Annotated in this window: 20 protein-coding genes and 1 riboswitch; of the genes, 9 read left to right on the plus strand and 11 right to left on the minus strand. The window is 71.3% G+C overall.

Going from position 1 to position 24430, the window contains the following annotated elements; genetic code table 11:
• Positions 1 to 5: 5 nt before the first annotated feature.
• The 3 genes from BS80_RS16225 to BS80_RS16235 form a co-directional block, all read right to left on the minus strand.
• Complete coding sequence (locus BS80_RS16225; protein WP_035798115.1) at positions 6 to 845, minus strand: carbohydrate ABC transporter permease; 840 nt, start codon at positions 843 to 845, stop codon at positions 6 to 8.
• Positions 842 to 1822 carry a carbohydrate ABC transporter permease gene (locus BS80_RS16230; protein ID WP_035798117.1) on the minus strand — a complete coding sequence of 327 codons (981 nt, stop codon included), beginning with the start codon at positions 1820 to 1822 and terminating at the stop codon, positions 842 to 844. Before BS80_RS16230 ends, BS80_RS16225 begins: the two co-directional genes overlap by 4 nt.
• A 221-nt stretch (positions 1823 to 2043) precedes the next feature.
• A complete protein-coding gene (locus tag BS80_RS16235; RefSeq protein WP_035798119.1) occupies positions 2044 to 3309 on the minus strand; it encodes an extracellular solute-binding protein in 1266 nt (421 codons plus the stop codon).
• 333 nt (positions 3310 to 3642) lie between these two features.
• On the opposite strand from BS80_RS16235, the gene BS80_RS16240 reads away from it, so the two are divergent.
• Positions 3643 to 4449, plus strand: a complete 807-nt coding sequence (locus BS80_RS16240; protein WP_035798122.1) for a GntR family transcriptional regulator — start codon at positions 3643 to 3645, stop codon at positions 4447 to 4449.
• Between the two features lie 150 nt (positions 4450 to 4599).
• Here BS80_RS16240 and BS80_RS16245 read toward each other — a convergent pair whose 3' ends face one another.
• Positions 4600 to 5343: a 4'-phosphopantetheinyl transferase family protein gene (locus BS80_RS16245; RefSeq protein WP_051966680.1), complete on the minus strand. Its 744-nt coding sequence runs from the start codon at positions 5341 to 5343 to the stop codon at positions 4600 to 4602.
• 287 nt (positions 5344 to 5630) lie between these two features.
• On the opposite strand from BS80_RS16245, the gene BS80_RS16250 reads away from it, so the two are divergent.
• From BS80_RS16250 to BS80_RS16265, 4 genes are all read left to right on the plus strand, one after another.
• Positions 5631 to 5912 (plus strand): DUF3311 domain-containing protein, encoded by a 282-nt coding sequence (locus BS80_RS16250; RefSeq protein WP_035798124.1) that lies wholly within the window; start codon positions 5631 to 5633, stop codon positions 5910 to 5912.
• Positions 5909 to 7537, plus strand: coding sequence for a monocarboxylate uptake permease MctP (gene mctP, locus BS80_RS16255; protein WP_035798126.1), 1629 nt, complete (start codon positions 5909 to 5911; stop codon positions 7535 to 7537). Before BS80_RS16250 ends, mctP begins: the two co-directional genes overlap by 4 nt.
• Positions 7538 to 7702: 165 nt before the next feature.
• Complete coding sequence (locus BS80_RS16260) at positions 7703 to 8449, plus strand: histidine phosphatase family protein (RefSeq protein ID WP_063771994.1); 747 nt, start codon at positions 7703 to 7705, stop codon at positions 8447 to 8449.
• A 329-nt stretch (positions 8450 to 8778) separates the two neighbouring features.
• A complete protein-coding gene (locus BS80_RS16265) occupies positions 8779 to 10536 on the plus strand; it encodes a ricin-type beta-trefoil lectin domain protein (RefSeq protein WP_198045541.1) in 1758 nt (585 codons plus the stop codon).
• Between the two features lie 306 nt (positions 10537 to 10842).
• Here the strand turns inward: BS80_RS16265 and BS80_RS16270 are convergent, their stop codons facing one another.
• On the minus strand, positions 10843 to 11634 hold the full coding sequence (locus BS80_RS16270; RefSeq protein WP_035798127.1) for a TetR/AcrR family transcriptional regulator: 792 nt from the start codon (positions 11632 to 11634) through the stop codon (positions 10843 to 10845).
• Positions 11635 to 11856: 222 nt separating this feature from the next.
• On the opposite strand from BS80_RS16270, the gene BS80_RS16275 reads away from it, so the two are divergent.
• From BS80_RS16275 to BS80_RS16290, 4 genes are all read left to right on the plus strand, one after another.
• Entirely contained in the window at positions 11857 to 12330 is a 474-nt protein-coding gene (locus tag BS80_RS16275) for a nitroreductase family deazaflavin-dependent oxidoreductase (RefSeq protein WP_035798135.1), read from the plus strand.
• Between the two features lie 215 nt (positions 12331 to 12545).
• On the plus strand, positions 12546 to 13058 hold the full coding sequence (locus BS80_RS16280; RefSeq protein WP_035798137.1) for a GNAT family N-acetyltransferase: 513 nt from the start codon (positions 12546 to 12548) through the stop codon (positions 13056 to 13058).
• A 612-nt stretch (positions 13059 to 13670) separates the two neighbouring features.
• Positions 13671 to 13798: riboswitch (cobalamin riboswitch) on the plus strand.
• A 188-nt stretch (positions 13799 to 13986) separates the two neighbouring features.
• Complete coding sequence (locus tag BS80_RS16285; RefSeq protein WP_035801460.1) at positions 13987 to 16392, plus strand: ribonucleoside-diphosphate reductase subunit alpha; 2406 nt, start codon at positions 13987 to 13989, stop codon at positions 16390 to 16392.
• 73 nt (positions 16393 to 16465) lie between these two features.
• Positions 16466 to 17515 (plus strand): ribonucleotide-diphosphate reductase subunit beta, encoded by a 1050-nt coding sequence (locus BS80_RS16290; RefSeq protein ID WP_035798138.1) that lies wholly within the window; start codon positions 16466 to 16468, stop codon positions 17513 to 17515.
• 86 nt (positions 17516 to 17601) lie between these two features.
• Here the strand turns inward: BS80_RS16290 and def are convergent, their stop codons facing one another.
• The 6 genes from def to BS80_RS16320 form a co-directional block, all read right to left on the minus strand.
• Complete coding sequence (gene def / locus BS80_RS16295) at positions 17602 to 18255, minus strand: peptide deformylase (RefSeq protein WP_035798140.1); 654 nt, start codon at positions 18253 to 18255, stop codon at positions 17602 to 17604.
• A 139-nt stretch (positions 18256 to 18394) separates the two neighbouring features.
• A complete protein-coding gene (locus tag BS80_RS16300) occupies positions 18395 to 19384 on the minus strand; it encodes a tetratricopeptide repeat domain-containing protein (protein WP_035798142.1) in 990 nt (329 codons plus the stop codon).
• Between the two features lie 241 nt (positions 19385 to 19625).
• Positions 19626 to 21278, minus strand: a complete 1653-nt coding sequence (locus BS80_RS16305) for an HD-GYP domain-containing protein (RefSeq protein WP_198045542.1) — start codon at positions 21276 to 21278, stop codon at positions 19626 to 19628.
• A 92-nt stretch (positions 21279 to 21370) separates the two neighbouring features.
• On the minus strand, positions 21371 to 22897 hold the full coding sequence (locus tag BS80_RS16310; protein WP_232246501.1) for an HD-GYP domain-containing protein: 1527 nt from the start codon (positions 22895 to 22897) through the stop codon (positions 21371 to 21373).
• Between the two features lie 285 nt (positions 22898 to 23182).
• Positions 23183 to 23536: a mycothiol system anti-sigma-R factor gene (gene rsrA / locus BS80_RS16315; RefSeq protein WP_051966683.1), complete on the minus strand. Its 354-nt coding sequence runs from the start codon at positions 23534 to 23536 to the stop codon at positions 23183 to 23185.
• Positions 23533 to 24183 (minus strand): sigma-70 family RNA polymerase sigma factor, encoded by a 651-nt coding sequence (locus tag BS80_RS16320; RefSeq protein ID WP_198045611.1) that lies wholly within the window; start codon positions 24181 to 24183, stop codon positions 23533 to 23535. The genes rsrA and BS80_RS16320 overlap by 4 nt, the downstream gene beginning before the upstream one ends.
• Positions 24184 to 24430: the final 247 nt, after the last annotated feature.

Raw genomic sequence — 24430 nt, forward strand, 5'->3', positions numbered from 1 at the left:
ATCTCTCAGCCCTTCACTGCGCCGGCGGTCATCCCGCCCACGGCATTGCGCTGCAGGAACAGGAAGATGATCAGCACCGGGATGGCGAACAGCGTGGAGGCCGCCATCGTGGCACCCCAGTCGTCGCCGAAGAGTGACTGGAAGGACGTCAGCCAGAGCGGCAGCGTCTGCGCGCTGCCCGGGCCGGTGGCCTTGTTGAGGATCAGGACGAGCGGCAGCTCGTTCCAGGCGGTGATGAAGCCGAACAGCGAGGTCGTCATCAGGCCCGGGGCGAGCAGCGGGAAGACCACCTTGACGAAGGCCTGGGTCCGGGTGCAGCCGTCCACCATGGCCGACTCCTCCAGCTCCTTGGGCACGGCTGCGATGAAGCCGCGCAGCGTCCAGATCGTGAAGGGCAGCACCATCATCATGTAGAACAGCGTCAGCGGGACCAGGCTGTCCAGCATGTCCTTCTCGCGGACGATCATGTAGACGGCGATCGTCATGACCTCCCAGGGGGCCATCTGCGCCAGCATGATCACCAGGACGAAGGACTTGCGGCCGCGGAACTTCATCCGGGCGATCGCGAACGAGGCCAGCGTCGCGATGACCAGCGAGCCCAGCACCGCGAGCACGGTGACGGTGAAGCTGTTGCCGACCATCTCCCAGAACTGCGCGGCCCCCGTGGCGGTGCTGAAGTGCTCCAGCGTGCCGCGCAGCGGGAAGAAGACCGGCGTCTTGCTGATGATGTCGCTGTTCCGCTTGAAGGCCGTACTGAACATCCAGTAGACCGGGAACATGAAGAAGACGAAGAGGACGACCGCGATGGCGTTGGGCCAGCTGCGTCCGATGATCGAGCGCCTCACAGCTCGTCCTCCTGCTTCAGAATGATCCGGAAGTAGTACGCCATCAGCACGACCAGCATCAGGATGGTGAGCACCGCGATCGTGGCGCCGATGCCGTAGTGCTGATTGCCGGTGCCCTGGATGTAGGCGTAGAACGGCAGCGTCTGGGTGAGTCCCTGGGGGCCGCCGGCGTTGACGGCGAGGATCTGGGCGAAGGACTTGAAGACCCAGATGATCTCCAGGAACGTGGTGCTCAGGAAGAACGGCTTCAGGCTGGGGAAGACCACCCAGCGGAAGATCCGCCAGGATCCGGCACCGTCCATCCGGGCCGCCTCGTAGAGCTCGGCCGGGATGGTGGTCAGGCCCGCGTACATGTTGAAGGCGACGAACGGGATCGACTGCCAGACGATCAGCAGGATGATCACGAAGAAGGTGCCGTACTGCGAGCTGTACCAGTTGTAGTTGGCCATGGAGTGCCAGCCGAGCTGGTCCAGGAACCAGTTGACGACACCGAAGCGGGAGTCGAAGAGCCAGCTGAAGACGGTGGCGGCGGCCACGATCGGCATCGCCCAGGCGAGCATCAGGGCGGCCTGGAGCAGGATCCGCATCTTCTTGCCGAGCCGGTTCAGCAACAGCCCGACCAGCGTGCCGCCGACCATGATCAGCACGACGTTGACCGTGGTGAAGGCGATCGTCCGGCCGGTGGTGTGCCAGAACTCCGAGCTGGTCAGCTGGTCCTTGTAGTTGGAGAAGCCGTTCCACTCGGTCAGGTGCAGGATCAGCTGGCGCTTGTTCAGGTTCTGGAAGGAGAGCTCGAACGTCTTGACCAGCGGCCAGCCCAGCAGCGCCAGGGTGGCCACGATGGCCGGCAGCAGGAGAAGGTAGGGCGTGCTGCGGCTCAGCAGGCTCGGACCGACGACCGGTCTGCCACTGCCGAGGGGGCTACCCTTCACGCCTCCGGGGGATTGCACCCGTACCGGTTCCGACTGAACTGCCATCGATCCTCTTCTCAGCGGCCGCCGTTGTACTGGGGGGACCTGCCTGCCGGCAGCGGTCAGGGCCTGACCGCCCCGCACCCCGCCGGGGCGGGGAAGCCGTCCGGATCCGTCCGAACGGCGCTGTCACCGTTCTCTCGTCCCCCAGCCGGCGTCGGAGAGAAAGCAGTGTGCGGCGCCGCGCACCGCCCCCGCCGGGGACCGGTGCGCGGCGCCGCTCGTGACTACTGCTTCTGGCCGAGCAGCTGCGTCATGGTGGCGTCGTACTTCTTGGCGGTGGCGTCGTAGTCCGCACCCTGCAGGACGGCCGCGAGGAAGTCCTTGATCGGGTTCGGGGTGTTCTCGACGTTCGACCAGTTCGGCGTGTTCGGCGTGGTGGCGCCGTTGGCGCTGGCCGGGATGGCCGCCTGGGCGAACGGGGTGGTGGCCAGCGAGTCCAGCGAGGTCTTGTTCGGGATCAGGCCGGTGGCGGCCATCTGGCCCTCGTACTTGTCCGTCAGCATGATCTTCAGCAGACCCTTGGCCAGGTCCGGGTTCTTGGTGTCCTGGGCGATGGCGAGGTTCGAGCCGCCGAGGAAGACACCGGACGGCTTGTCCGCGGTCGCACCCGGGATCGCGAAGTAGCCGATGTCGGAGGCCGGGATGTCCTTGGGGTCCGGAGCCTCCCAGCCGAGGCCGATCATCGCGCCCACGTCACCCTTGGCGAAGACCGTGGTCTGCTCCGGGGTGGCCTCGTCCTTGTCCTTCGGGGCGGTGGAGTAGCTCTGCAGCTTCTGGAAGGTCTGGAAGGCGGCCTTGGCCTCCGGGGACTCCAGGTTGCCGGCCCAGGTGGTGCCGGTCTGCTTGGCGATCTGGCCGCCGGTGCCCGCGAGCAGGCCGAAGTAGGTGTACCACTCCTGGCCGGGCAGGTAGATGGGCTGCGAGACGCCGGCGGTGGTCTTCAGCTTGTCGAGGTCGCCGTAGAACTCGTCCAGGGTCTTCGGCGTCGCGGTGATGCCGGCCTTGGTCCAGAGCGCCTTGTTGTAGATGACCACGCGGTTGGTGAAGTACCACGGGGCGGCGTACTGCTTGCCGTCCAGCACCGAAGAGGCGTTGAGGTTGGCCGGCCAGTCGGCGCCGCCGAGGTCGGCCTTGTCGGCGGTCAGGTCGAGCAGGCCACCGGTGGCGGCGTAGCCCGTCGTCTGGGTGTTACCGACCTCCAGGACGTCGACGGAGTTGTCGGAGAGGCCGGTGGTGACCTTGGCGCCGATCCCGTCCCACTTCTGGATCTGGATGTTGAGCTTGGCACCCGGGTACTGCGCCTCGAAGTCGGCCTTGACACCGTCCTGCCAGGCCTGCGGGGCGGAGCCGGACATGAGCCACGCGGTGACGGTCTTGCCGTTGTACTTCGCCGCGCCGGTCGAGTCGTCCTTCTTCGCGGACGAACCACAAGCCGCGACACCGACGACCATTGCTGCGACGCCGACCGCCGCGATGAGCTGACGCTTCACGCCATCCTCCTGAGGGATGCCCGGTTGCCCTCCATCGATGGCCTGCGACATACCCCCGCAAACCGGTGGTAAGCGGTGCCGCGAACCCGTGAGATGGGCTGGGATTCATGAGTTGGTCTGCAGTGGTGTAGACCAGATGCCAGGAGCTTGGCCTAGACCAATGGGTGTGTCAACGGGCCGAAGACCAATCGGGACTAGCCGTTATCAAGCCGACACCGCTCATCGTTCATCGTGTGATGAGGTGCCCGTCGCCCGGGCATACGTGCAACGATGTGTGCCGTTAACGAGGTAGCGGGATCATCTACGGTCTTGCGAGGAGCGGAGAAGCGGCCCATGAGCAGCGACGGGGGCACCACGGCCCAGCTTCGGGCGAACCACCCCCAGCCGGGCAACCCGCCGGTACCGGCCGGCCCGGGCGCGGACCCGGCGTCCGCGCGGGTGCCCAAGTACTACGGACTGAAGCGACACCTGCTCCAGCTCACCGAGACCCAGCCGGCCGGCACTCCCGTACCGCCCGAGCGGGCGCTCGCCGCGCAGTTCGACACCTCCCGTACGACCGTCCGGCAGGCGTTGCAGGAACTGGTCGTCGAGGGCCGCCTGGAGCGGATCCAGGGCAAGGGGACCTTCGTCGCCAAGCCCAAGGTCGCCCAGGCCCTCCAGTTGACCTCCTACACCGAGGACATGCGGGCGCAGGGCCTGGAGCCCACCTCGCGGCTGATCGAGGTCGGCTACGTCACGGCGGACGACCGGCTCGCGCCGCTGCTGGACATCAAGCCCGGCGGACGGGTGCTGCGGATCGAACGGCTTCGGCTGGCCAACGGGGACCCGATGGCCATCGAGGTCGCCCACCTCTCCGCGAAGCGCTTCCCGGCGCTGCGGCGCAACCTGGTCAAGCACAACTCGCTCTACACCGCGCTGCGCGAGGTGTACGGCGTGGTGGTGGCCGAGGCCGAGGAGACCATCGAGACCACGCTGGCCAACCCGCGCGAGGCCGGGCTGCTCGGGTCCGACCTCGGGCTGCCGATGCTCCAGCTGGCGCGGCACTCCTTCGACGCCGAGGGCGCCCCGGTGGAGTGGGTGCGCTCGATCTACCGCGGCGACCGCTACAAGTTCATCACCCGGCTGCAGCGGCCGAGCTGACCGCCGCCGCTGCCCCGAACGCGCTGAGCCCCCTGGTCCCGAGGAACCAGGGGGCTCAGCCCGTTCTCAGCCGTTGGCGGTCTGGTCTCAGCCGTTGGCGGTCAGGTGTCAGCCGGTGGCGGTCTGGTCTCAGCCGGTGGCGGTCAGGTGTCAGCCGTTCACGGTCAGGGCCGCCAGCAGCGCGTCGCCGTCGTGCTCACGGACCACGCCCAGCGGCGCGAGGGCGGCCAGTGAGCCGACGTACCCGCTGCCCGGGTCGACCGGGTAGAGCCAGGCCTCCACCCCGGAGCGCACCGGCCCGGTGAACGGCCCGCCGTCCGTGGGCGGTTGCAGGTCCACCTCGGTCAGCGGCTTCAGCAGTCCGGTGCCGAAGGCCTTGAGCACCGCCTCCTTGGCCGTCCAGAGCCGCAGGAACGCCCCGGCGTAGGCGTCCCCGGTGTGGGTGGCCAGCCAGCGCGCCTCGTTCGGGGTGCAGGCGATGTCGGCCATCCCCTCGGTGATCCGCGCGCTCTCCAACGGCTCGACGTCCAGGCCGATCTCGACGCCGGTGGCGATCCCCACGCCGACCCGGTCGCCCGAGTGGGTCACCGTGAGCTCCAGCGCACTGCCCGTCAGGCGCGGCCTGCCGTGCGGTCCCCCGCACTCGTCGCAGCGCCGCACGATGGGGAGGTCGGCCGGCGGCGTACCGGTCAACTGCCCGACGGCGGCCCGCAGGAGCAGGGCCGCGGTCACCGAGCGGCGGCGCTCCGGCTCGTGCCGCAGTGCGTCGGCCTTGGCGCGCTCGGCGGCGGAGAGGCGGTCGAGCAGCGACTGCGGGAGGTCGGCCGGACGGGCCCACCAGATATGGGTGACGTCCGGCGCCGCGGGCAGTTCTCCAGGCAGTTCAACAGACATGGCCCCACGCTATCGGGTGCGGACCGGCTCATATCAGGGGCTGCGGGCCCCGGACGGGGAGCGGCCACGGTGGGCGGAACGGCCCGATCGCCTGCCAACAACCGGACGAACACATGTCCATTCATTGAGATCACCCGTCGCACAGTGGTGACAGCGAGCGGTCCGGTGCCCTACATTCCGTGCCATCCATGCCGATCACCACGGGCGCTGCTCGGCGGGCGTACTGGCCCGATGCCATTGCGCTGTGGCGCTGTTGGGGATCACCCTGCCACCGCCGGAGTCGCCCGATGTCCATCGTTCCAGACGCGCCACAGGCGCCCCCAGGTCAGCTACCGGTGATCACCGCACCCAGGGTGCTGGCCGCGGTCTGCCTGCTCGTCCCGATCGTCGCCGAGCTGTGGGTCTCCTCCTACGCCCGGCTCACGCCGCGGTTCGACGGGATCCCGTTCTTCTACTGGTACCAGCTGCTGTGGGTGCCGCTGTCAGCCGTGTTCACCATCTCCGCCTACCTGCTGATCACCCGTGAGGAACGGCAGCGCAAGGCCCTGCGCGGAGGTGTGCCGCGATGAACCACGGCGTCAACGTGACCGCTCTGACGGTCTTCCTGCTCTTCTTCGTCGCGGTCACCGTGATGGGCTTCCTGGCCTCACGCTGGCGGCGCGCCGAGAACTCCCTGCACCTGGACGAATGGGGCCTGGGCGGACGGAGTTTCGGGACCTGGGTGACCTGGTTCCTGCTCGGCGGCGACCTCTACACCGCCTACACCTTCATCGCCGTCCCCGCGGCGGTCTACGCGACCGGCGCGGCGGGCTTCTTCGCGGTGCCCTACACCATCATCGCCTTCCCGCTGGTCTTCGCCTTCCTGCCGCGGCTCTGGTCGGTCGCCCGGGTGCACGGGTACGTCACCCCAGCCGACTTCATCCGCGGCCGGTACGGCTCCAAGGCGCTGTCGCTCGCGGTGGCGCTGACCGGCATCCTGGCCACCATGCCGTACATCGCGCTCCAACTGGTCGGCATCCAGGCCGTGCTGGACACCCTGGGGGTCGGCGGCGGGGCGAACGCCAACTGGTTCGTCAAGGACCTGCCGCTCTTCCTGGCCTTCGCGGTGCTGGCCGCCTACACGTACTCCTCGGGCCTGCGGGCGCCCGCGCTGATCGCGTTCGTCAAGGACACCCTGGTCTACATCGTGATCATCGCGGCGGTGCTCTACATCCCGCACCGGCTGGGCGGGTTCGGCCACATCTTCGACACGGCCGCGACCAAGTTCAACGCCAAGGGCGCGAACGGCAAGCCGGTCGGCTCGCTGATCATCGCGCCGAAGGCCCAGTGGACGTACGCCACGCTCGGGCTCGGCTCGGCGATGGCGCTCTTCCTCTACCCGCACTCGGTGACCGGCGTGCTGGCCTCCAAGTCCCGCAACACCGTGCGCCGCAACATGGCGATCCTGCCCGCGTACTCGCTGATGCTGGGGTTGCTGGCCCTGCTGGGCTTCATGGCCATCACGGACAACGTCAGCAAGGGCACCAAGGGCTTCAACAGCCAACTCGCCGTACCGCAGCTCTTCTCCGACCTGTTCCCCTCCTGGTTCACGGGCGTGGCGTTCGCCGCGATCGGGATCGGTGCGCTGGTGCCGGCCGCGATCATGTCGATCGCCGCCGCCAACCTCTTCACCCGCAACGTGTACAAGGAGTTCATCAAGCCGGACGCCACCCCGGCGGACGAGACCAAGGTCGCCAAGATCGCCTCGCTGCTGGTCAAGGTCGGCGCGCTGATCTTCGTGCTCGGCATGGACAAGCAGGTCGCGATCAACCTGCAGCTGCTCGGCGGGCTCTGGATCCTGCAGACCTTCGTCTCGGTGGTCGGCGGGCTGTTCACCCGCTGGTTCCACCACTGGGCACTGCTGGCGGGCTGGGCGGTCGGCATGGTCTACGGGACCTGGAAGGCCTACGGCCTGGCCTCCCCCGCCACCAAGCACTTCGGCGGCAACTCGGCCGCGATCCCCGGGATCGGCGAGATCGGCTACATCGGCCTGACCGCCTTCGTGCTGAACCTGGTGGTGGCGGTCGTCCTGACGCTCGTGCTGCGGGCCGTGAAGGTGACCGACGGCATCGACGAGACCTCGCCGGGCGACTACAGCGCGGAACCGGGCGACCCCGAGCCCACCGATGCGCCCCAGCCGGTAGCGGCGCATTAAACGCTCCGTCGCGCGCCCTGTGATCGCGCCGCCACCTCCCTCAACACTGGGAGGTGGCGGCGCGATCATCGTCATGGACCGTTGAGTACCCGTGCGCGCCGCACGTCCGGCCTCCGGTCCGGCCCCCGGACATCCGACACCGCCCAAGCAACGGGGAGCACCGCCATGGCAGAGCTGAGCAGCATCCTCAACGGGCACCAGCAGCGCGCCGGCGCGACCCCGCTGCCGTCCGTCCTGATCGCCACCCGGCACGGCGAGAGCGCGGCCAACGTGGAGTTCCAGCTCGCCGAGGCGACCGGCGCGCTGACCGTGCCGATCACCTGCCGGGACGCCGACATCGCGCTCTCCATGCACGGGCAGGCCCAGGCCCAGGCCCTCGGCCGCTGGTGGGCCGCGCTGCCGCCCGGCGACCGGCCGCGCGCCGTCTGGTGCTCGCCGTACGTCCGGACGGCCGAGACGGCGCGGATCGCGCTCGCCCAGGCCGCCGGGCTCGGCGCGGTGCCGGTCGGGCTCACCGTGCGGTACGACGAACGGCTGCGCGACCGCGAGCTCGGCATCCTGGAGATGCTCACCGCGGCGGCGATCGAGAAGCGGTATCCCGAGGAGGCCGCCCGGCGCCGGAAGATGGGCGAGTTGTACTACCGGCCGCCGGGCGGCGAGAGCTGGGCGGACGTCGCCCTGCGGGTGCGCGACTGCCTGCGCGACCTGTGCGTGGAGGAGGCCGGGCAGCCGGTGCTGCTGGTGGCGCACGACAATGTGGTGCTGATGGTGCGGTATGTGCTGGACCGGCTCAGCGAGGAGCAGCTGCTTGCGCTGGACGCGGTGCGCAACTGCTCGGTGGGGGTGTGGCGGGCGGGGTACGACCGGCTGGTCCCCGAGCTGTGGAACGAGACCGGGCACCTGGACACCTGAGCCGGACGGGCCGTCGCACCGGCCCTTCGCACCGGCCCGTCGCAACGGCCCGTCGTACGCGACCGACGTCCCGAACCTGCCAGCCATGCCTTAAGCCGCGCACCCGGCTCTCGCCGACGCCTGACGTCGGGGGCCGGGTGCGCGGCTTTCTGCTGACTCAAGGCCTCCGCCTGGTTTTTGACATCTGCATGACATGCGCAATCATGCTCGTTTGGTAGGCCCTATTGACATGAATACGCAGTACCGCTGCACTGGTTGCGCACCAGACCGCTCGGACATCCCCCAACGACTTCCCCGGCGCCCTCACGGCCGCCCGGAAGGAGCCCTCCGTGCCACCGGTTCGCACCGCCGTGCGCCGCCTGCTCAGCACCACCGCGCTGGCCGCACTCGCCCTCTCCGCCCTCCCGCTCTCCACAGCCTCGGCCTCAGCCTCAGCCTCAGCCTTGCCAGCGGCCTCGGCAGCGGGGTCCGCATCGACCGCCGCAGCAGCGGCCGCGCCCGCCGCTTCGGCCCGGCTGCTCGCCGCGACCCCGCCGATGGGCTGGAACGACTGGGCCCACTACCAGTGCGGCATCACCGAGCAGACCATCACCTCCAACGCCGACGCCCTGGTCAGCAGCGGCCTCGCCGCCAAGGGCTACACCACCGTCACGGTTGACGACTGCTGGATGGCCGGCAGCCGCGACAGCGCCGGCAACCTGGCCGCCGACCCGGTGAAGTTCCCGCACGGGATGGCCTGGCTGGGCTCCTACCTGCACGACCGGGGCCTGAAGTTCGGCATCTACGAGGACGCCGGTTCGTCCACCTGCGGCGGCTACCCCGGAAGCGGGCAACCCCAGGGCGGCGGCGCCGACCACTTCACCCAGGACGCGGCCACCTTCGCCTCCTGGGGCGTCGACTACCTCAAACTGGACGGCTGCAACGTCTGGACCGCCCCCGGCCAGACCGACGAGCAGGCCTACCACCAGGCCTACGACGCCCAGTCCGCCGCCCTGCGCGGCAGCGGACGCGACATCGTCTTCTCCGAGTCGGCACCCGCCTACTTCCAGAACGGCGAGTGGGGCAACCCGAGCTGGTTCTCGGTCCTCGGCTGGATCGGCCAGGACGGCCAACTCTGGCGCGAGGGCTCGGACATCGCGACCTACGACGCGAGCAAGCCGAACACCTCACGCTGGAGCTCGGTGCTCTCCAACTACGGCTACAACCGCTGGCTCGGCCGCTACGCCGCCCCCGGCAACTGGAACGACCCGGACTTCCTGATCGCCGGTGACAGCGGCCTGACCGCCGACGAGTCGCGCAGCCAGGTCGCCCTCTGGTCGATGATGGCCGCGCCGCTGATCCTCTCCTCCGACGTCTCCGCCCTCTCACCGGCCGCCGTCGCCGCGATCGGCAACAGCGACCTGGTGGCAGTTGACCAGGACAGCGCGGGCCACCAGGCCGGCGTGGTATCCAGCACCGCGACCACCGACGTACTCGCCCGTCCGCTGGCCAACGGCGACCGGGCGGTGGCCGTCCTCAACCGGTCCGCCTCGGCCCGCTCGATCAGCGCCACACTCGCCTCCGTCGGCCTGCCCGGCTGCACGGTCACCGCCAAGGACCTCTGGACCGGCACGAGTTCGACCACCTCCTCAGCTCTCACCACCACCGTCCCGGCCCACGGCACGGCCGTCTGGCGGCTCACCCCGAACGGCTGCGCGGCGGCGATCCCGACCGGCCAGCTGACCGGCGACGGCGCCAAGTGCGCGGACGACTCCAACAGCGCCACCACCGACGGCAACCCGGTGATCCTCTACAGCTGCACCGGGAACGCCAACCAGCAGTGGACCCTGAGCGCCGGGAACACCGTCCGCACGCTCGGCAAGTGCCTCACCGCGGCCGGGACTTCGGCGGGCTCCTGGGCGGTCCTGTCGTCCTGCTCCGGGGGAAGCGGCCAGCAGTGGACCGCCAAGCCGGACGGGACCCTGGTGAACGCCGCCTCCGGCCTCTGCCTGGACGTCTACGGCGGCGGCACCGCCGACGGAACCCGGCTCGACACCTGGACCTGCGGCGCCAACCAGGCCAACCAGGCCTGGTCCCTGCCGGCCTGACCCGGTTGGCCTGACCCGGTTGGCCTCAGCTGAGCGATCTCAGCTGAGCGGCTCAGCGGCTGAACAGGTGCCGGGGCGGCGGCGAACCCTCCGGCTCGGCACCTGCTCCCGCTGCTCCCCCTTGACCGCCGGTCGCGCGACGCCCCCACTGTCGCGCGGCCGGCATTGCCGTGCCGCCAGACCGCTGCCCCTGCTGCCCTGCCACCAGCGGGCGGGCGGCGCGGGACGCGGGGCGTCGGCCGCGCGAGCTGTAGCGGCGGTAGGAGCGGCCGCAGCACCGGCGGCGGCCGCTCCTGCCGCCGGTGACTACGCCCCGGTCGGCAGGCCGACGAAGTCCGCCATCTGCTCCACCGAGTACGCGAAGAACTCGTCGGCCGGATCGGCCGAGCCGGCCAGGTGACCGAAGAGCTCGAAGCTGATCATGCCGAACAGCTGCGTCCAGGCCACCATCACCCGGGCCAGGGCGGCCTGCGGAAGCTCGGGCGCGTACTGCGCGGCGATCGAGGCGAGTTGGGTCGAGTACACCGGCGGAACGGGCCGACCGGCCGGCGCCTCCAGGCGCCCGGCAGCGGGCCTGACCACGTCGAGCAGCGCGAGCGGGAGGCGGACCGCCAGCTCGATGGTCTCCTGCGGCGCGTGGTAGCCGGGCACCGGCGTGCCGTAAATCAACGCGTACTCGTGCGGGTGCTCCCGCGCCCAGTCACGGACGGCGCCGCAGAACGCCCGCCAACAGGCGCGCGCACCCAGGCCGGCCGCCTCGTGGGCAGCCGCCCGACCCGCAGCCGCCCGGCCCGGACTCGCCTGACCCAGGTCCGCCCCGCCTGCTGTCGCCTGCGCCCGCGCCTGCGCCTGCGCCACCGCCGACGTGGCGGACTCCGCCAGGGCGATGTAGGCGTCCATGATCAACGCGGTGAGCAGGTCGTCCCGGCTCGGGAAGTACCGGTAGAGCGCCGACGAGGCCATCCCCAGCTCGCGCGCGACCGCGCGTACCGAGAGCTGCTGGGCGCCCTCCACGCCGAGCTGCCGCCGCGCCTCGTCCTTGATCTCGCGAGTGAGTTCCTCGCGCGCCCGCTCCCGGGCGGTTCGAATCGCTGCCATGGGAGAACACCCTGCCACAAATCAGAGCAGCGAACGCAACTTAGAGCAGCGGTCGCACATGAGATCACCGAGCTTGAAGAAGAGCGCCGCACTGAAACGAGAGCACTGCTCTTGACTGCCATCTCCAGCAGTGGAAGAGTTCAGTGCACCAAAACGAGAGCACTGCTCTCGAATGTGTTCACCAATCTCGACTGTGTTCACCGCTCACCAAGGAGCCCCGCGATGTCCCCGACCCCGGCCTCCCAGCCTGAAGCACAGCGCTACGTCTACTCCGGCGGCCGCGCCCTGCGGATCACCAACCGCATCGTGGCGGCGCTCACCAGAGCCGGTCTCAGCTTCTGGGGCTCGCGCGTGCTGGCCATCCGGGGCCGTAAGAGCGGAGAGTGGCGCACCACCCCCGTCAACGTCCTCACCCACCAGGGCACCCGCTACCTGGTCGCCCCGCGCGGCCACACCCAGTGGGTCCGCAACCTGCGCGCCATCGGCACCGGCGAACTGCGACTGGGCCGGCAGGCCGAGACCTTCCACGCCACCGAGCTCCCTGACAGCGAGAAGCCAGAGGTGCTCCGCGCCTACCTCAAGCGCTGGAAGTTCGAGGTCGGCGCCTTCTTCCAGGGCATCGGCCCCGACGCATCCGACGCCGAGCTCCTGCGCATCGCCCCCGGCTACCCGGTTTTCCGCATCACCGGTCCCTGACCCGACGAGACCTTCTACCTCCCCACCCTCCCAAGCCTCCCCACCTCCCTATCGTCACGCCCTCCCCACCCTTCCCACCGTCCCCATCTCACCCGCCGCCCTCGCCACTTCCCCCACTCCCACCGCCGCCCGGCCACCCAGCCGCCCGCCAACCCCGACCACCTGCGCGGCACCCTCCCCGCCGCCTCCGGCCTGCGCCTTGGCACACTGGGGCGATGGACATCCTCATCCGCAGCGCCCTCGAAGAAGACCTCGGTCCCGCAGGCGAGGTCACTGTCGAGGCCTTCGTCGGCGATGGGCACACCCGACCGGGCGCGGACTACGTCACACTCCTGCGCGACGCCCGCCGCCGGGCCGCAGAGGCCGAACTCCTCGTCGCGGTCGACCCGGCCGACCTCTCTCAAGGACCGTCCGGACGAGTCCTCGGCTGCGTGACCTTCGCCGTCGGCGGCACCGAATGGGCCGACATCGCCACCTCCCAGGAGGGCGAGATCCGGATGCTGGCCGCTGCCGCCGACGCCCGCGGTCGCGGTGTCGGCGACGCCCTGGTCCGTGCCTGCGTCACCCGCAGCCGTGAACTCGGCCTGACCGGCATGGCCTTCTCCACCCGCCCGGCCATGACCGCCGCGCACCGCATTTACGAACGGGTCGGCTTCCGTCGCACCCCCGAGCGCGACTGGCGCCCCCGCCCGGAAATCGAGCTCTGGGTCTACAGCATCACCTTCTGACACCCACCGGACGCTCCGGGCACCCCCGGAGCCCGAGTCACCTCCTGTGCGGTGACCACACCCGCGCACCCGCACACCCGCGCCCGACGGCGCCCCAACCTCACCCGCCCCACGGAAGCCGTCCCAAGCCCACTCAGGGACCGCTCAGGGGCCACTCAGGGGCCACCCAGGGGCTACCCAGAGACCGCTGAGGGGCCACCCACGGGCCATCCGGAGTCCACCCAGCAGCCACCCCGGCTCTCAGCTCCGGTCCGCCCCTCACCCCACCGCTCGCTCCACCCATCCCCCCACTCCTCGCTCCACCCCTCACCCCACCCATCCCCCGCGCCCGCCACACCCGCCACGCCCGACCCGGTGCCTCCGAACCCGGATCCGGCACCCCGCTCCACCCCCACCACGACCACCGACACACCGCGGATCCGGCGCTGATCCGTCGCGAATCCGCAGCCGATCCACCCCCGATCCGCACACAATCCACGGCCGCCCGGCGGAACCGAAACGGCCGAACCGTCCCCGCCAACGCCCGCGAACAGCCGACCGCCCCGGCATCTGGTATTGGCTCCGATACGGCACGCAACACTACATGTGGTGCTGCGCACGAGGGGCAGCACCACATGTATGCTCACTCTCGCTGTCGACGCAGGGGAACCCGGTGTGAATCCGGGGCTGCCCCGCAGCGGTGAGCGGTCGGTTTCCCACCAGCCGCGAGTCCGATTACCTGCCGACGGTGTGCCACAGGCTTCCCCGCAGAAGCCTTGCCGCACGACTCAGTTTTCCGGGCCTCGCGGGTGGGCCGGGGATGCCGCCGTTGCGCGCCACCGTTCGAGTGGGCGCGCCGCGCTCCCCTGCCCTGCCCCGCGCCGGTCCGGTGTCTCATTCGCTGCCGTCGCCAGGAGAGAGCGCCTTGACCACCGCTGCCTCAGTCACCCTGCCCGCCCAGGGATCCAGCTCCGACCCCACTGCCAAGTCGGACCCTGGAGCAGCACTCCTGCGCCTGCTGACGGACCGCAGCAGCGACCTCCCCCAGGTGGACCCCGGCCACGTCGCCGCCGCCGCCCTGCGCGGCCGCAACGCCGGCTCGGACTTCGCGGAGCTGCGCGGGCTGGCCGTCGAGGCCGCCGCGTCGATGATCGCCGAGGACCCGCAGTACTCGAAGCTGGCCGCCCGCCTGCTCGCCCAGGAGATCGCCGACGAGGCGGTCGGCCAGGGCGCGGTGTGCTTCGCCGCCTCGATCGCGGTCGGCCACGCCGAGGGCCTGATCGGCGCCGGCACCGCCGCATTCGTCGCCAAGCACGCCGACGCGCTGGACGCGCTGATCGACCAGCGCGGCGACGACCGCTTCGAGTACTTCGGCCTGCGCACCGTGCAGTCCCGCTACCTGCTGCGCCACCCGATCACCCGCAAGGTGATCGAGACCCCGCAGCACTTCATGCTCCGGGTCGCCTGCGGCCTGGCGGTCGGCGACGGCGACCAGGCGGTCCGCGAGATCGCCGAGCTGTACGCGCTGATGAGCACGCTCTCCTACCTGCCGTCCTCGCCGACGCTCTTCAACTCGGGCACCAAGCACCCGCAGATGTCCAGCTGCTACCTGCTGGACTCGCCGCTGGACAACCTGGACTCGATCTACTCGCGCTACGCGCAGATCGCCCGGCTCTCCAAGCACGCCGGCGGTATCGGCCTCTCCTACTCCCGGATCCGCTCGCGTGGTTCGCTGATCCGCGGCACCAACGGCCAGTCCAACGGCATCGTGCCGTTCCTGCGCACGCTGGACTCCTCGGTCGCCGCCGTCAACCAGGGCGGCCGGCGCAAGGGCGCGGCCTGCGTCTACCTGGAGACCTGGCACGCGGACATCGAGGAGTTCCTGGAGCTGCGGGACAACACCGGCGAAGAGGCCCGGCGCACCCACAACCTCAACCTCGCGCACTGGATCCCGGACGAGTTCATGCGCCGGGTGAACGCGGGCACCGACTGGTCGCTCTTCTCCCCCGCCGACGTCCCCGAGCTGGTCGACCTCTGGGGCGCCGACTTCGACGCCGCGTACCTGAAGGCCGAGGCCGAGGGCAAGGCCGTCCGCAGCATCCCCGCGCAGACCCTCTACGCCCGGATGATGCGCACCCTGGCGCAGACCGGCAACGGCTGGATGACCTTCAAGGACGCCTCCAACCGCGCCGCCAACCAGACCGCGGTCCCCGGCCGCACGGTCCACTCCTCCAACCTCTGCACGGAGATCCTGGAGGTCACGGACGACTCCGAGACCGCCGTCTGCAACCTCGGGTCGGTCAACCTGGGTGCGCACGTCTCCGCCTCCGCCACCGCCGAGAACCTCCTCGACGCGATGGACTGGGAGCGCCTGGACGCCACCGTGCGCACCGCGGTGACCTTCCTGGACCGCGTGGTGGACATCAACTTCTACCCGACCCCCGAGGCCGGCACCTCCAACTCGCGCTGGCGCCCGGTGGGCCTGGGCGTGATGGGCCTGCAGGACGTCTTCTTCAAGCTGCGGATCGACTTCGACTCCGCCGAGGCCAAGCAGATCTCCACGCTGATCTCCGAGCGCATCATGCTGGTCGCCTACGAGCGTTCCAGCGAGCTGGCCGAGCAGTTGGGCCGGCACGAGGCGTACGCGGAGACCCGCGCCGCCCGCGGCCAGCTGCACATCGACCACTTCGAGACGGCCCCGCAGTGGGCCGAGCGCTGGGACGCGCTGCGCGCCACGATCGCCCGCACCGGCCTGCGCAACTCGCTGCTGCTCGCGATCGCGCCGACCGCGACGATCGCCTCGATCGCCGGTGTCTACGAGTGCATCGAGCCGCAGGTCTCCAACCTGTTCAAGCGCGAGACGCTCTCCGGCGAGTTCCTCCAGGTCAACCCGTACCTGGTGCGCGAGCTGAAGGAGCTGGGCGTCTGGGACGCGCAGACCCGGGACGCGCTGCGCGAGGCCAACGGCTCGGTGCAGGAGCTGGGTTGGCTGCCCGCCGAGGTCCGCTCGCTCTACCGCACCGCGTGGGAGCTGCCGCAGCGCGCGCTGATCGACCTGGCCGCCGCCCGGCAGCCCTACATCGACCAGAGCCAGTCGCTGAACCTCTTCATGGCCGCGCCGACCATCGGCAAGCTGAGCTCGATGTACGCGTATGCCTGGAAGGTCGGTCTGAAGACCACCTACTACCTGCGCTCGCGCCCGGCCACCCGGATCGCCCAGGCCGCCTCCGGCACCGCCCGTGCCGCCGCGCCGGTCCCGGTCGCCGTGGCAACGCCGACCACCCTCACCCCGGAGGAGGAGGCAGCGCTCGCCTGCTCCCTGGAGAACCCCGAGTCCTGCGAGGCCTGCCAGTGAGCGAGCGAAGCGAACGAACCGTGATGAGCTGCGCGTTGTGCGACGCACCCAACGAGCGAAGCGAGGCGGGCGCATGAGCACCCCCACCCCCGACGTCCCCACCCCCGACGTCCCCGGCCGCGAGAAGATGCTGCTCGACCCCGGCTTCGAGCTGACACTGCGTCCGATGCGCTACCCGTCCTTCTACGACCGCTACCGCGACGCGATCAAGAACACCTGGACCGTCGAGGAGGTGGACCTGCACTCCGACGTCGCCGACCTCGCCAAGCTCAGCGAGGGCGAGCGGCACATGATCGGCCGGCTGGTCGCCTTCTTCGCGACCGGCGACTCGATCGTCTCGAACAACGTGGTGCTGAGCCTCTACAAGCACATCAACTCCCCCGAGGCGCGGCTCTACCTGTCCCGGCAGCTGTTCGAGGAGGCCGTGCACGTCCAGTTCTACCTGACGCTGCTCGACACCTACCTGCCCGACCCCGAGGACCGCAACGCGGCCTTCGCCGCGGTGGAGAACATCCCCTCCATCCACCAGAAGGCGCAGTTCTGCTTCAAGTACATGAACGCGGTCGACCACATCGACTCGCTGCAGTCCAAGGACGACCGGCGCGCGTTCCTGCTGAACCTGATCTGCTTCGCGGCCTGCGTCGAGGGGCTGTTCTTCTACGGCGCCTTCGCGTACGTGTACTGGTTCCGTAGCCGCGGCCTGCTGCACGGCCTGGCGACCGGCACCAACTGGGTGTTCCGTGACGAGTCCATGCACATGGACTTCGCCATGTCGGTGGTGGACACCGTCCGCGAGGAGGAGCCCGACCTCTTCGACGACACGATGGCCAAGCAGGTCACCGAGATGCTGGAGGAGGCCGTCGAGGCCGAGCTCCAGTTCGCCCAGGACCTCTGCGGCGAGGGCCTGCCCGGGATGAACACCGCGTCCATGCGCGAGTACCTCCAGGCGGTCGCCGACCAGCGCCTCGCCCGGCTCGGCATGCCGATCCGGTACGGCTCGACGAACCCGTTCGGTTTCATGGAGCTGCAGAACGTCCAGGAGCTGACCAACTTCTTCGAACGCCGGGTCTCCGCCTACCAGGTGGCCGTCGAGGGCTCGGTCGCCTTCGACGACGACTTCTAGGCTCCTCCGCAAACCGCGTTCCAGCCTCAGCACGCAGCCCCCGTCGGAAGCTTCCGGCGGGGGCTGCGTGCTGTCGCGAAGGAGCGTCAGCTGTTGGGCACCGTGGCGTACTTGGCGGTTCCCTCGGCCATCTGCTTCAGCGCGTCCTTGCGGTCGCGCTTGGAGAGCTTGTCGATGTAGAGGAAGCCGAACAGGTGGTCGGTCTCGTGCTGCAGGCAGCGCGCGAAGAAGCCGTTGCCCTCCACCCGGATCGGGTTGCCGTCCTTGTCCTGGCCGGTCACCGCGGCGTAGTCCGGGCGGGCCAACTCGGCGTAGGCGGTGGGGACCGAGAGGCACCCCTCGGTGCCGTCGTCCAGCGTCCGGCGGTCGACCGGGAGGTCCACCAGCACCGGGTTGACGACGTGGCCGACGTGCCGCACACCGTCGTCGTCCGGGCAGTCGTAGACGAACACCTTGGCGTCCACGCCGATCTGGTTGGCCGCCAGGCCGACACCCTCGGCCGCGTACATCGAGACGAACATGTCGTCGATCAGGGCGGCGAGGTCGGTGTCGAACTCCGTCACGGTCTTGCACTCCCGGTGCAGGACCGGGTTGCCGACCACCGTGATGGGGCGCGCGGTGCCCTTGGAGAGGTCGGGCTCCTCGCCGATCACCTTGACGGGCGCGTCGGGCGCGCCGTGGTCGTGGTCGTGATCGTGCGCATGGTCGTGGTCGTGCGTGTGGTCGTGCTGATCGGCCATCGCTGCTGTCGCTTTCTAGGGCTCTCCGGGTGACAGCCCCTAGCGTACGGCCCCGCCGAATCCCCTGGTCCTTACACCTGGTCCCCCGGTCCTCACAGCCGGCGACGCCCGCGCCGGACGGACGGTGATCAGACGGTGATCAGCAGACCTCTTCGAGGTCGCGGAAGGCCCGGGTGGACGGCGAGGCCGCCGCCCAGCGGTCCAGCAGCAGCCGGACCAGCCCGGCCGGCGCCGCGATGCCGCACTCCCGCTCGGCCAGCCAGGCCATCCCGCCGCTGCCCTGGCTGAGGTGGCTGAGGTGGCCGGGGTGGGCCTCGTCGCCGTCGTCGTGCGGGTCGTGGTGCACGGTACGTCCGTCGTCGGTGACCATCCGGCTCTCCGAACAGGCCCGGCAGAGCAGCCGGACCGAGGAGGTCCAGTCCTCCGCCGCGTAGCCGGCCTCGGCGACCAGTCGCTCCAGCGCGTCCCGGTCGGCCTCGGTGGCGGCCTGCAGCAGCACCACGTAGGTCGGCACCGGCGAGGGCGCCCAGAGCTCGATCTCGTCGAAGACCGGGAACGCGGCCCCGTTCGCCACCCGCTCGCCGTGCGGCGCACCGTCGTGCAGGACCACCTCGCCCCAGCGGCGGCCGGAGGAGGGCAGCGGGATGGAGAGCACCTCGACCCGCGACGGGTCCAGCCGCCGGCCCCAGACCACCTCCGACTCGCCCTCCGGGGAGAGCCGGACCGGAGTGGTGCCGAGGTCCAGGCGGACCGGTTCGTCGGGCGCCACGCCCGGCCCGCCGGGCAGCCGCAGCCCGTACGCCTGCCAGGCCCGGCGGGCCAGCGGCCAGTCCTGCAGCGCGGTGGCGGTGATGCCGAGGTTCCACCAGTCGGGAGCGCCGTGGTCACGGTCGAGCAGCGCGACGGCGCGCAGGCCGGCGGCTCTGGCCTGCTCCCAGTCCCGCCGGAACTTGTGCAGCAGGGCCAGGTTGAACCAGGAGTCGGAGAGCCATGGCTCCAGGTCGGCGGCCATCACCAGCAGTGCGCCGGCGTCCTCGTACCGCCCGTTGCCGATCAGCGTGAAGGCCCGGTCGGTCGTCTGCCGCCAGGTGGCGGACGGCCGGTGCCGTGCCCGGTGGAAGATCTTCACGTTGCCCTGCCGCCTGTCCGCTCGGTCCTGCTGAATCCTGCTGGGGGTCCGGCTCCTGCCCGCTGGTGCTGTCAGCGTCCGCCGACCCGCGTCCCGCACGGTTCCCGCTGTCCGACACCGCTGCCGCCGGCGGTCCGGCCTGGCGGCCGGGGCCGGAGGTACGAAGGCCCCGGGTCGGGTGTTCCACGCTACGACCGCATCCAACCACGGCAGCGGCAGGGTCCGCTTCCCGCACGGTGGTTCACGTGCGCTCCCGCCGTCCGGCGTCGCCCGGGCCGCCGTCCGCCGACGGCGGGTTCGCCCGGCCGGAGGGCCGTCGCGCGGGCGCCGCCGCCGCGAAGGCCGGGGAGGCCGGTCCCAGCCGGGCCAGCGCCTCCACCACCAGGGGGTCGTAGGCGCCGCCGGCCTGCGCACGCAGGACGGCCAGGACCCGGGCCCGCCCGGCCGGGGCGGACCGGTCGAGCAGGTCGTCGTGGGCGTTGGCCACCCGGATGATCCGGGCTGCCAGCGGCAGGCTCCGGTCGGTACGGCCGTCCGGACCGCGCGGCGGGTCGGCCAGCCGGGCGACCTGCTCGGCGACCTGCGCCGGGACGCCGGTGCGCCGGATCACCTCGCTGCCGAGCCTGGCGATCCGCTGCTGCTCGGCGTCCGGAAGGGTGGCGGTGGCGCCGTCCGGAACCGGCTCGACCAGCGACAGCTGGCCGATGTCGTGCATCAGCGCGGCGTGCTCCAACAGGGCGAGCTCCCGGGAGGACAACCCCAGCTCGCGCCCGAGCGCGCACGCCGTGTCCGCGACCCGACGCGCGTGGCCGGGCGCCGTGTACCCGGCCACCTCGGTGGCCCGGGCCAGCGTGGCGATGGTCTGCCGGTAGGTGGCACGGATCGCGGCGGCCCGGCGGAAGGACGCCTGAGCCAGCAGCAGCGGGGCGCAGAACACCGGCAGGGCCCACAGCCCGACCTCCCCCGCCGCGAGGCTGACCAGCATCCCGGTGGCGGCGATCGCCGAGCCGATGCCGGGCAGCGCGCGCAGCTCGTCCTCCAGCACCGCGCCGAAGCGCCGGGCCCCGCCCCGGGCGTCCGGCAGCACCGGGCAGTCCCGGTCGCGCTGCTGGAAGGCGGCCAGGACGGCGTCGCAGAGCGCGGCGAGTGCGGCCACAGCGGTCAGGAAGACGCCGTACGCGGGACCGGCCAGCGGGAGGCGGTCCAGCGCTCCGCCGGTGTAGAGCGGCTGGAAGAGCGTCGCCGCGAACGCGACGGCGAGCAGCCGGCGAGCGGCCTCGTCCCGGCGGGGCGCGGCGGGCAGCCGGTGCCGGAGGGCGCCCGTGGTCCGGCTCCGGCGCCGCCGGCCCAGCTCCACCAGGCGCCGCGGGCTCAGCGGATGCCGCCGCCGGCGGTGCTGCAGATGCCGCGGGTGCGCGTGCGGCGGCGCGCGCCTGGGCCGCGGGACGCTGCCCGCATCGCCCGGACGGCCGCCACGACCGGCCCACCCGGCCGCCCGGCCGCCCAGCCAAGGCAGCACCGCGGCGCGCAGCAGCGCACCGGCGGCCAGCCCGGCGGCGGTCACCGCCACCACCTGCAGCACACCGTGCGCCGTCGGCAGCCCGCGCAGCGGCCCCAACAGGGCGTACGCCAGGGCCGCCGCCGCGCCGAGCGGAGCCTGCTCGCGTCCGCCCGGATGGCCGATCCGGGCCGCCTCGCCGACCGCGATCAGCGCCGCGAAGGCCCCCGCCACCCGCGGGTCCGCCACTCCCCCGACCGCCACCGACCCGACCGCCACCGCCAGCAGCACCAGCGCCACGGCCTGCACCGCCACGGCTCCGCCGGCCCCGGCCGTGAGCCGGCCACCCGACTCCCGCGTCAGGCGCGGCCGCACCGGACGTCCCGTCGGCTGCACCGAACGTCCTGTTGGCAGCACCGGACGTCCGGTTGGCTGCACCGGACGCCCCGCTCCCGTCCGCAGGCGGCCGGTCCGCAGCCGGCCCGCCCTCATCGCGGACCGCCGCTCTGCAGCCGCGGCGCCGGCTCCGGCACCCCGAGCGGGATGTCCGGCACCCGCTCCTCGTCCCCGTCGACGGCCGGGACGACCGGCTGCCAGCCGTGCCGGCCGACCGCCACCACCAGCGCGTCCACCATCGCCGGGTCGAACTGGCTGCCCGCGCACCGCCGCAGCTCGGCGACCGCCTCCCCGACCGGCCGCCCGCGCCGGTAGGAGCGGGTCGAGGTCATCGAGTCGAAGGCGTCGGCCACCGCGATGATCCGCGCGAACTCCGGGATCCGCCGCCCCACCAGCCCGTGCGGGTAACCGCGCCCGTCCATCCGCTCGTGGTGGTGCAGGATCCCGGCGTGCGCCTCGCCGAGGAAGTCGATGCCGCGGACCAGCTCGTGCCCGTACTCCGGGTGCACCTCCACCGCCCGGCGCTCCGCGTCGCTGAGCGGACCGTTTCTGCGGAGCAGTTCGGTGGCCACGCCCAGCTTGCCGACGTCGTGCAGGATGCCGGCGAACCGCAGCGTCTGCAGCCGCTCACCCGCCATCCCCAGCTGAGTGGCGATCAACACCGATGCCCGGCCGACCCGTTCACTGTGTCCACGGGTGTAGGCGTCCTTGATCTCCACCGCCTGGACCAGCGCCTCCACGGTGGCCTGGTGCGCCACCCGCTCCCGGTGCCCCTGGGCGAAGACCCAGGCCGAGATGGAGAGCGGCAGCAGCGCGAGCACCGCCGCGAACGCCCCGTACGGCCCCTGCCACAGGACCGCCACCATCAGGCCGCCGAGCGCGTGCCCGATCGCGGGCAGCCCGAGCACGGTGAGCGCGCCGCCGAGCAGCTCCTTGACCGGCCGGTGCTCGGCCAGCAGCCTGATCCCGGCCACCAGCACGCCGTTGACCAGGCAGAACGCCAGCACGGCGACGAGCGGCGGGAGCAGCGCGGCCGGATAGCGGGCGCCGAGCAGCAGCCGCGGACCGGCCATCAGGTGGAACAGGCAGGCCGCGCACCACGCGGCCAGGGCGAACTGGGAGGCGTTCCAGAACCGCCGCAGCGCCTGTGGGGCACAGGCCGGGCCGCTGAGCGCGGCCGGCAGCGCGACCAGCGCCGCCGCTGCCGGCGGCAGCATCAGCACACCGGCGAAGAGCACCGGCAGGAACGCGTTGGCGCTGGGCCGCACCGGCCCGCGCCGCTCGCCCGCCGCCTCCCGGGCACTGCCCCGGCCGGTCAGCCGCTTGGCGAGAGCCCAGGTCCGCTGCGCCATCCGCAGGCAGGGGGTCGGCAGGCCCTGCGCCACCGACTCCCAACAGGCGTGCAGGAAGGCCAGCAGGGCGATCTTCGGCCAGTCCACCGGGGTGCCGAGCCAGCCGGGCAGGCCGGTCCCCGGCAGCAGCGGGAGCAGCGAGCACCCGGCCGCGGCCAGGATCAGCAGGACGTACGCCCGCGCCGCCCCGGAGAGCCGTGCAGATGGTGTCCGGTCAGGGAGCGCCCGGCCCCCGCATGCGACAGCGATCTCAGCCTCCCCAACCACAGGGCCCGTCCGGCGGCCGGGTCTCGGACCGGCGGGCTCGGTCGGCCCGCCAGGTGAATACCCGTCAGGAGGATAGGGCTCAACTCGCCGCTGGGGACCCGTCATCGCGTATTGCCCAAGCGAGCACTGGCCACACTCACCCGATCGGGTGAGATCGCCGTGCTGACCCACCGTCCTGACCGCGATGCTGGCCGCCGTGCTGACCTCCGTGCCCGCGGCGCTGCCGGGCGAACGCGAAGGGGCCCGGGAGCGATGCTCCCGGGCCCCTGTCGGGCAAGGCTTCGGTCAGTCCACCGGGGCGGCCGCCACCGGACCGGCGGCCAGCAGCCCGCCGTCCCCGTGACCGGCACCCTCCGCCGCCAGCAGCGGCTCGCCGACCCGTTGGCCGGCCCTGATGTTGTCGATCCGCGCCAGCACCTTGCTGCGCAGGTCGGACGGCGTGTCGTCACAGCCGCACGAGCGCTTGATCAGGGCCTTGATGGCCTGCTCCAGACCGTACTTCTCCAGGCAGGGCGAGCACTCGTCGAAGTGCTGGCGCAGCTTGGCGCAGTCTCCCTCGGCCATCTCGTTGTCCAGGAACTCGTACAGGTGATCAAGCACCTCGCCGCAGTCCGTGTCGTGCGGACCTCCGCAGCTCATGAGCCCGTACCTTTCGACTCGCTCCCGGCCGCACTGCCCGCCGGGACCAGTCCGCGTTCGCGGGCGTAGTCCTCCAGCATGCCCCGCAGCTGGCGGCGGCCTCGGTGCAACCGGGACATCACCGTACCGATGGGGGTTCCCATGATGTCGGCGATCTCCTTGTAGGCGAAGCCCTCGACGTCCGCGAGGTAGACCGCGATGCGGAACTCCTCGGGGATCGCCTGCAGGGCGTCCTTCACGTCACTGTCCGGCAGGTGGTCCAGGGCCTGGGTCTCGGCCGATCGCAGCCCGGTCGACATGTGCGACTCGGCCCGCGCCAGCTGCCAGTCCTCGATCTCCTCGGCGGCGGTGCGCTGGGGCTCCCGCTGCTTCTTCCGGTACGAGTTGATGAAGGTGTTGGTCAGAATGCGGTACAGCCAGGCCTTGAGGTTGGTGCCCTCGCGGAACTGGTGGAAGGAGGCGTACGCCTTGGCGAAGGCCTCCTGCAACAGGTCCTCGGCATCGGCCGGGTTGCGGGTCATCCGCAGCGCGGCCGAGTACATCGGGTCGAGGTAGCCCAGAGCGTCCCGCTCGAAGCGTCCCCGCCGGGCCTCCTCGGTCTCGTCCGAGGACACCCGGAAGGTGTCCTCGCCGATCGCCTCCGCCAGCTCCTCGCCGGTCAACGGCTCGGAACCGGGCTCGGCGGCCGGATCGGCCGACAACTCGGCCCCGACCACCGGATCGTCCCCGGTCAGCCCTGCGTTCGGCTCGTCCTCGGTCGCGACGACCGGACCCACCTCCTCGGCGTTACGGGTCTGGCTCACTCCGAGCCCACCCGTCACCGAGGATATCTGGCCTGCGGGCTTGTCACCCGCGGCGAGCCATTCCGACCACGGGATGAAGGCACTCTCGGCG

This window comes from Kitasatospora mediocidica KCTC 9733 (assembly GCF_000744225.1).
Taxonomy (GTDB): Bacteria; Actinomycetota; Actinomycetes; order Streptomycetales; family Streptomycetaceae; genus Kitasatospora; species Kitasatospora mediocidica.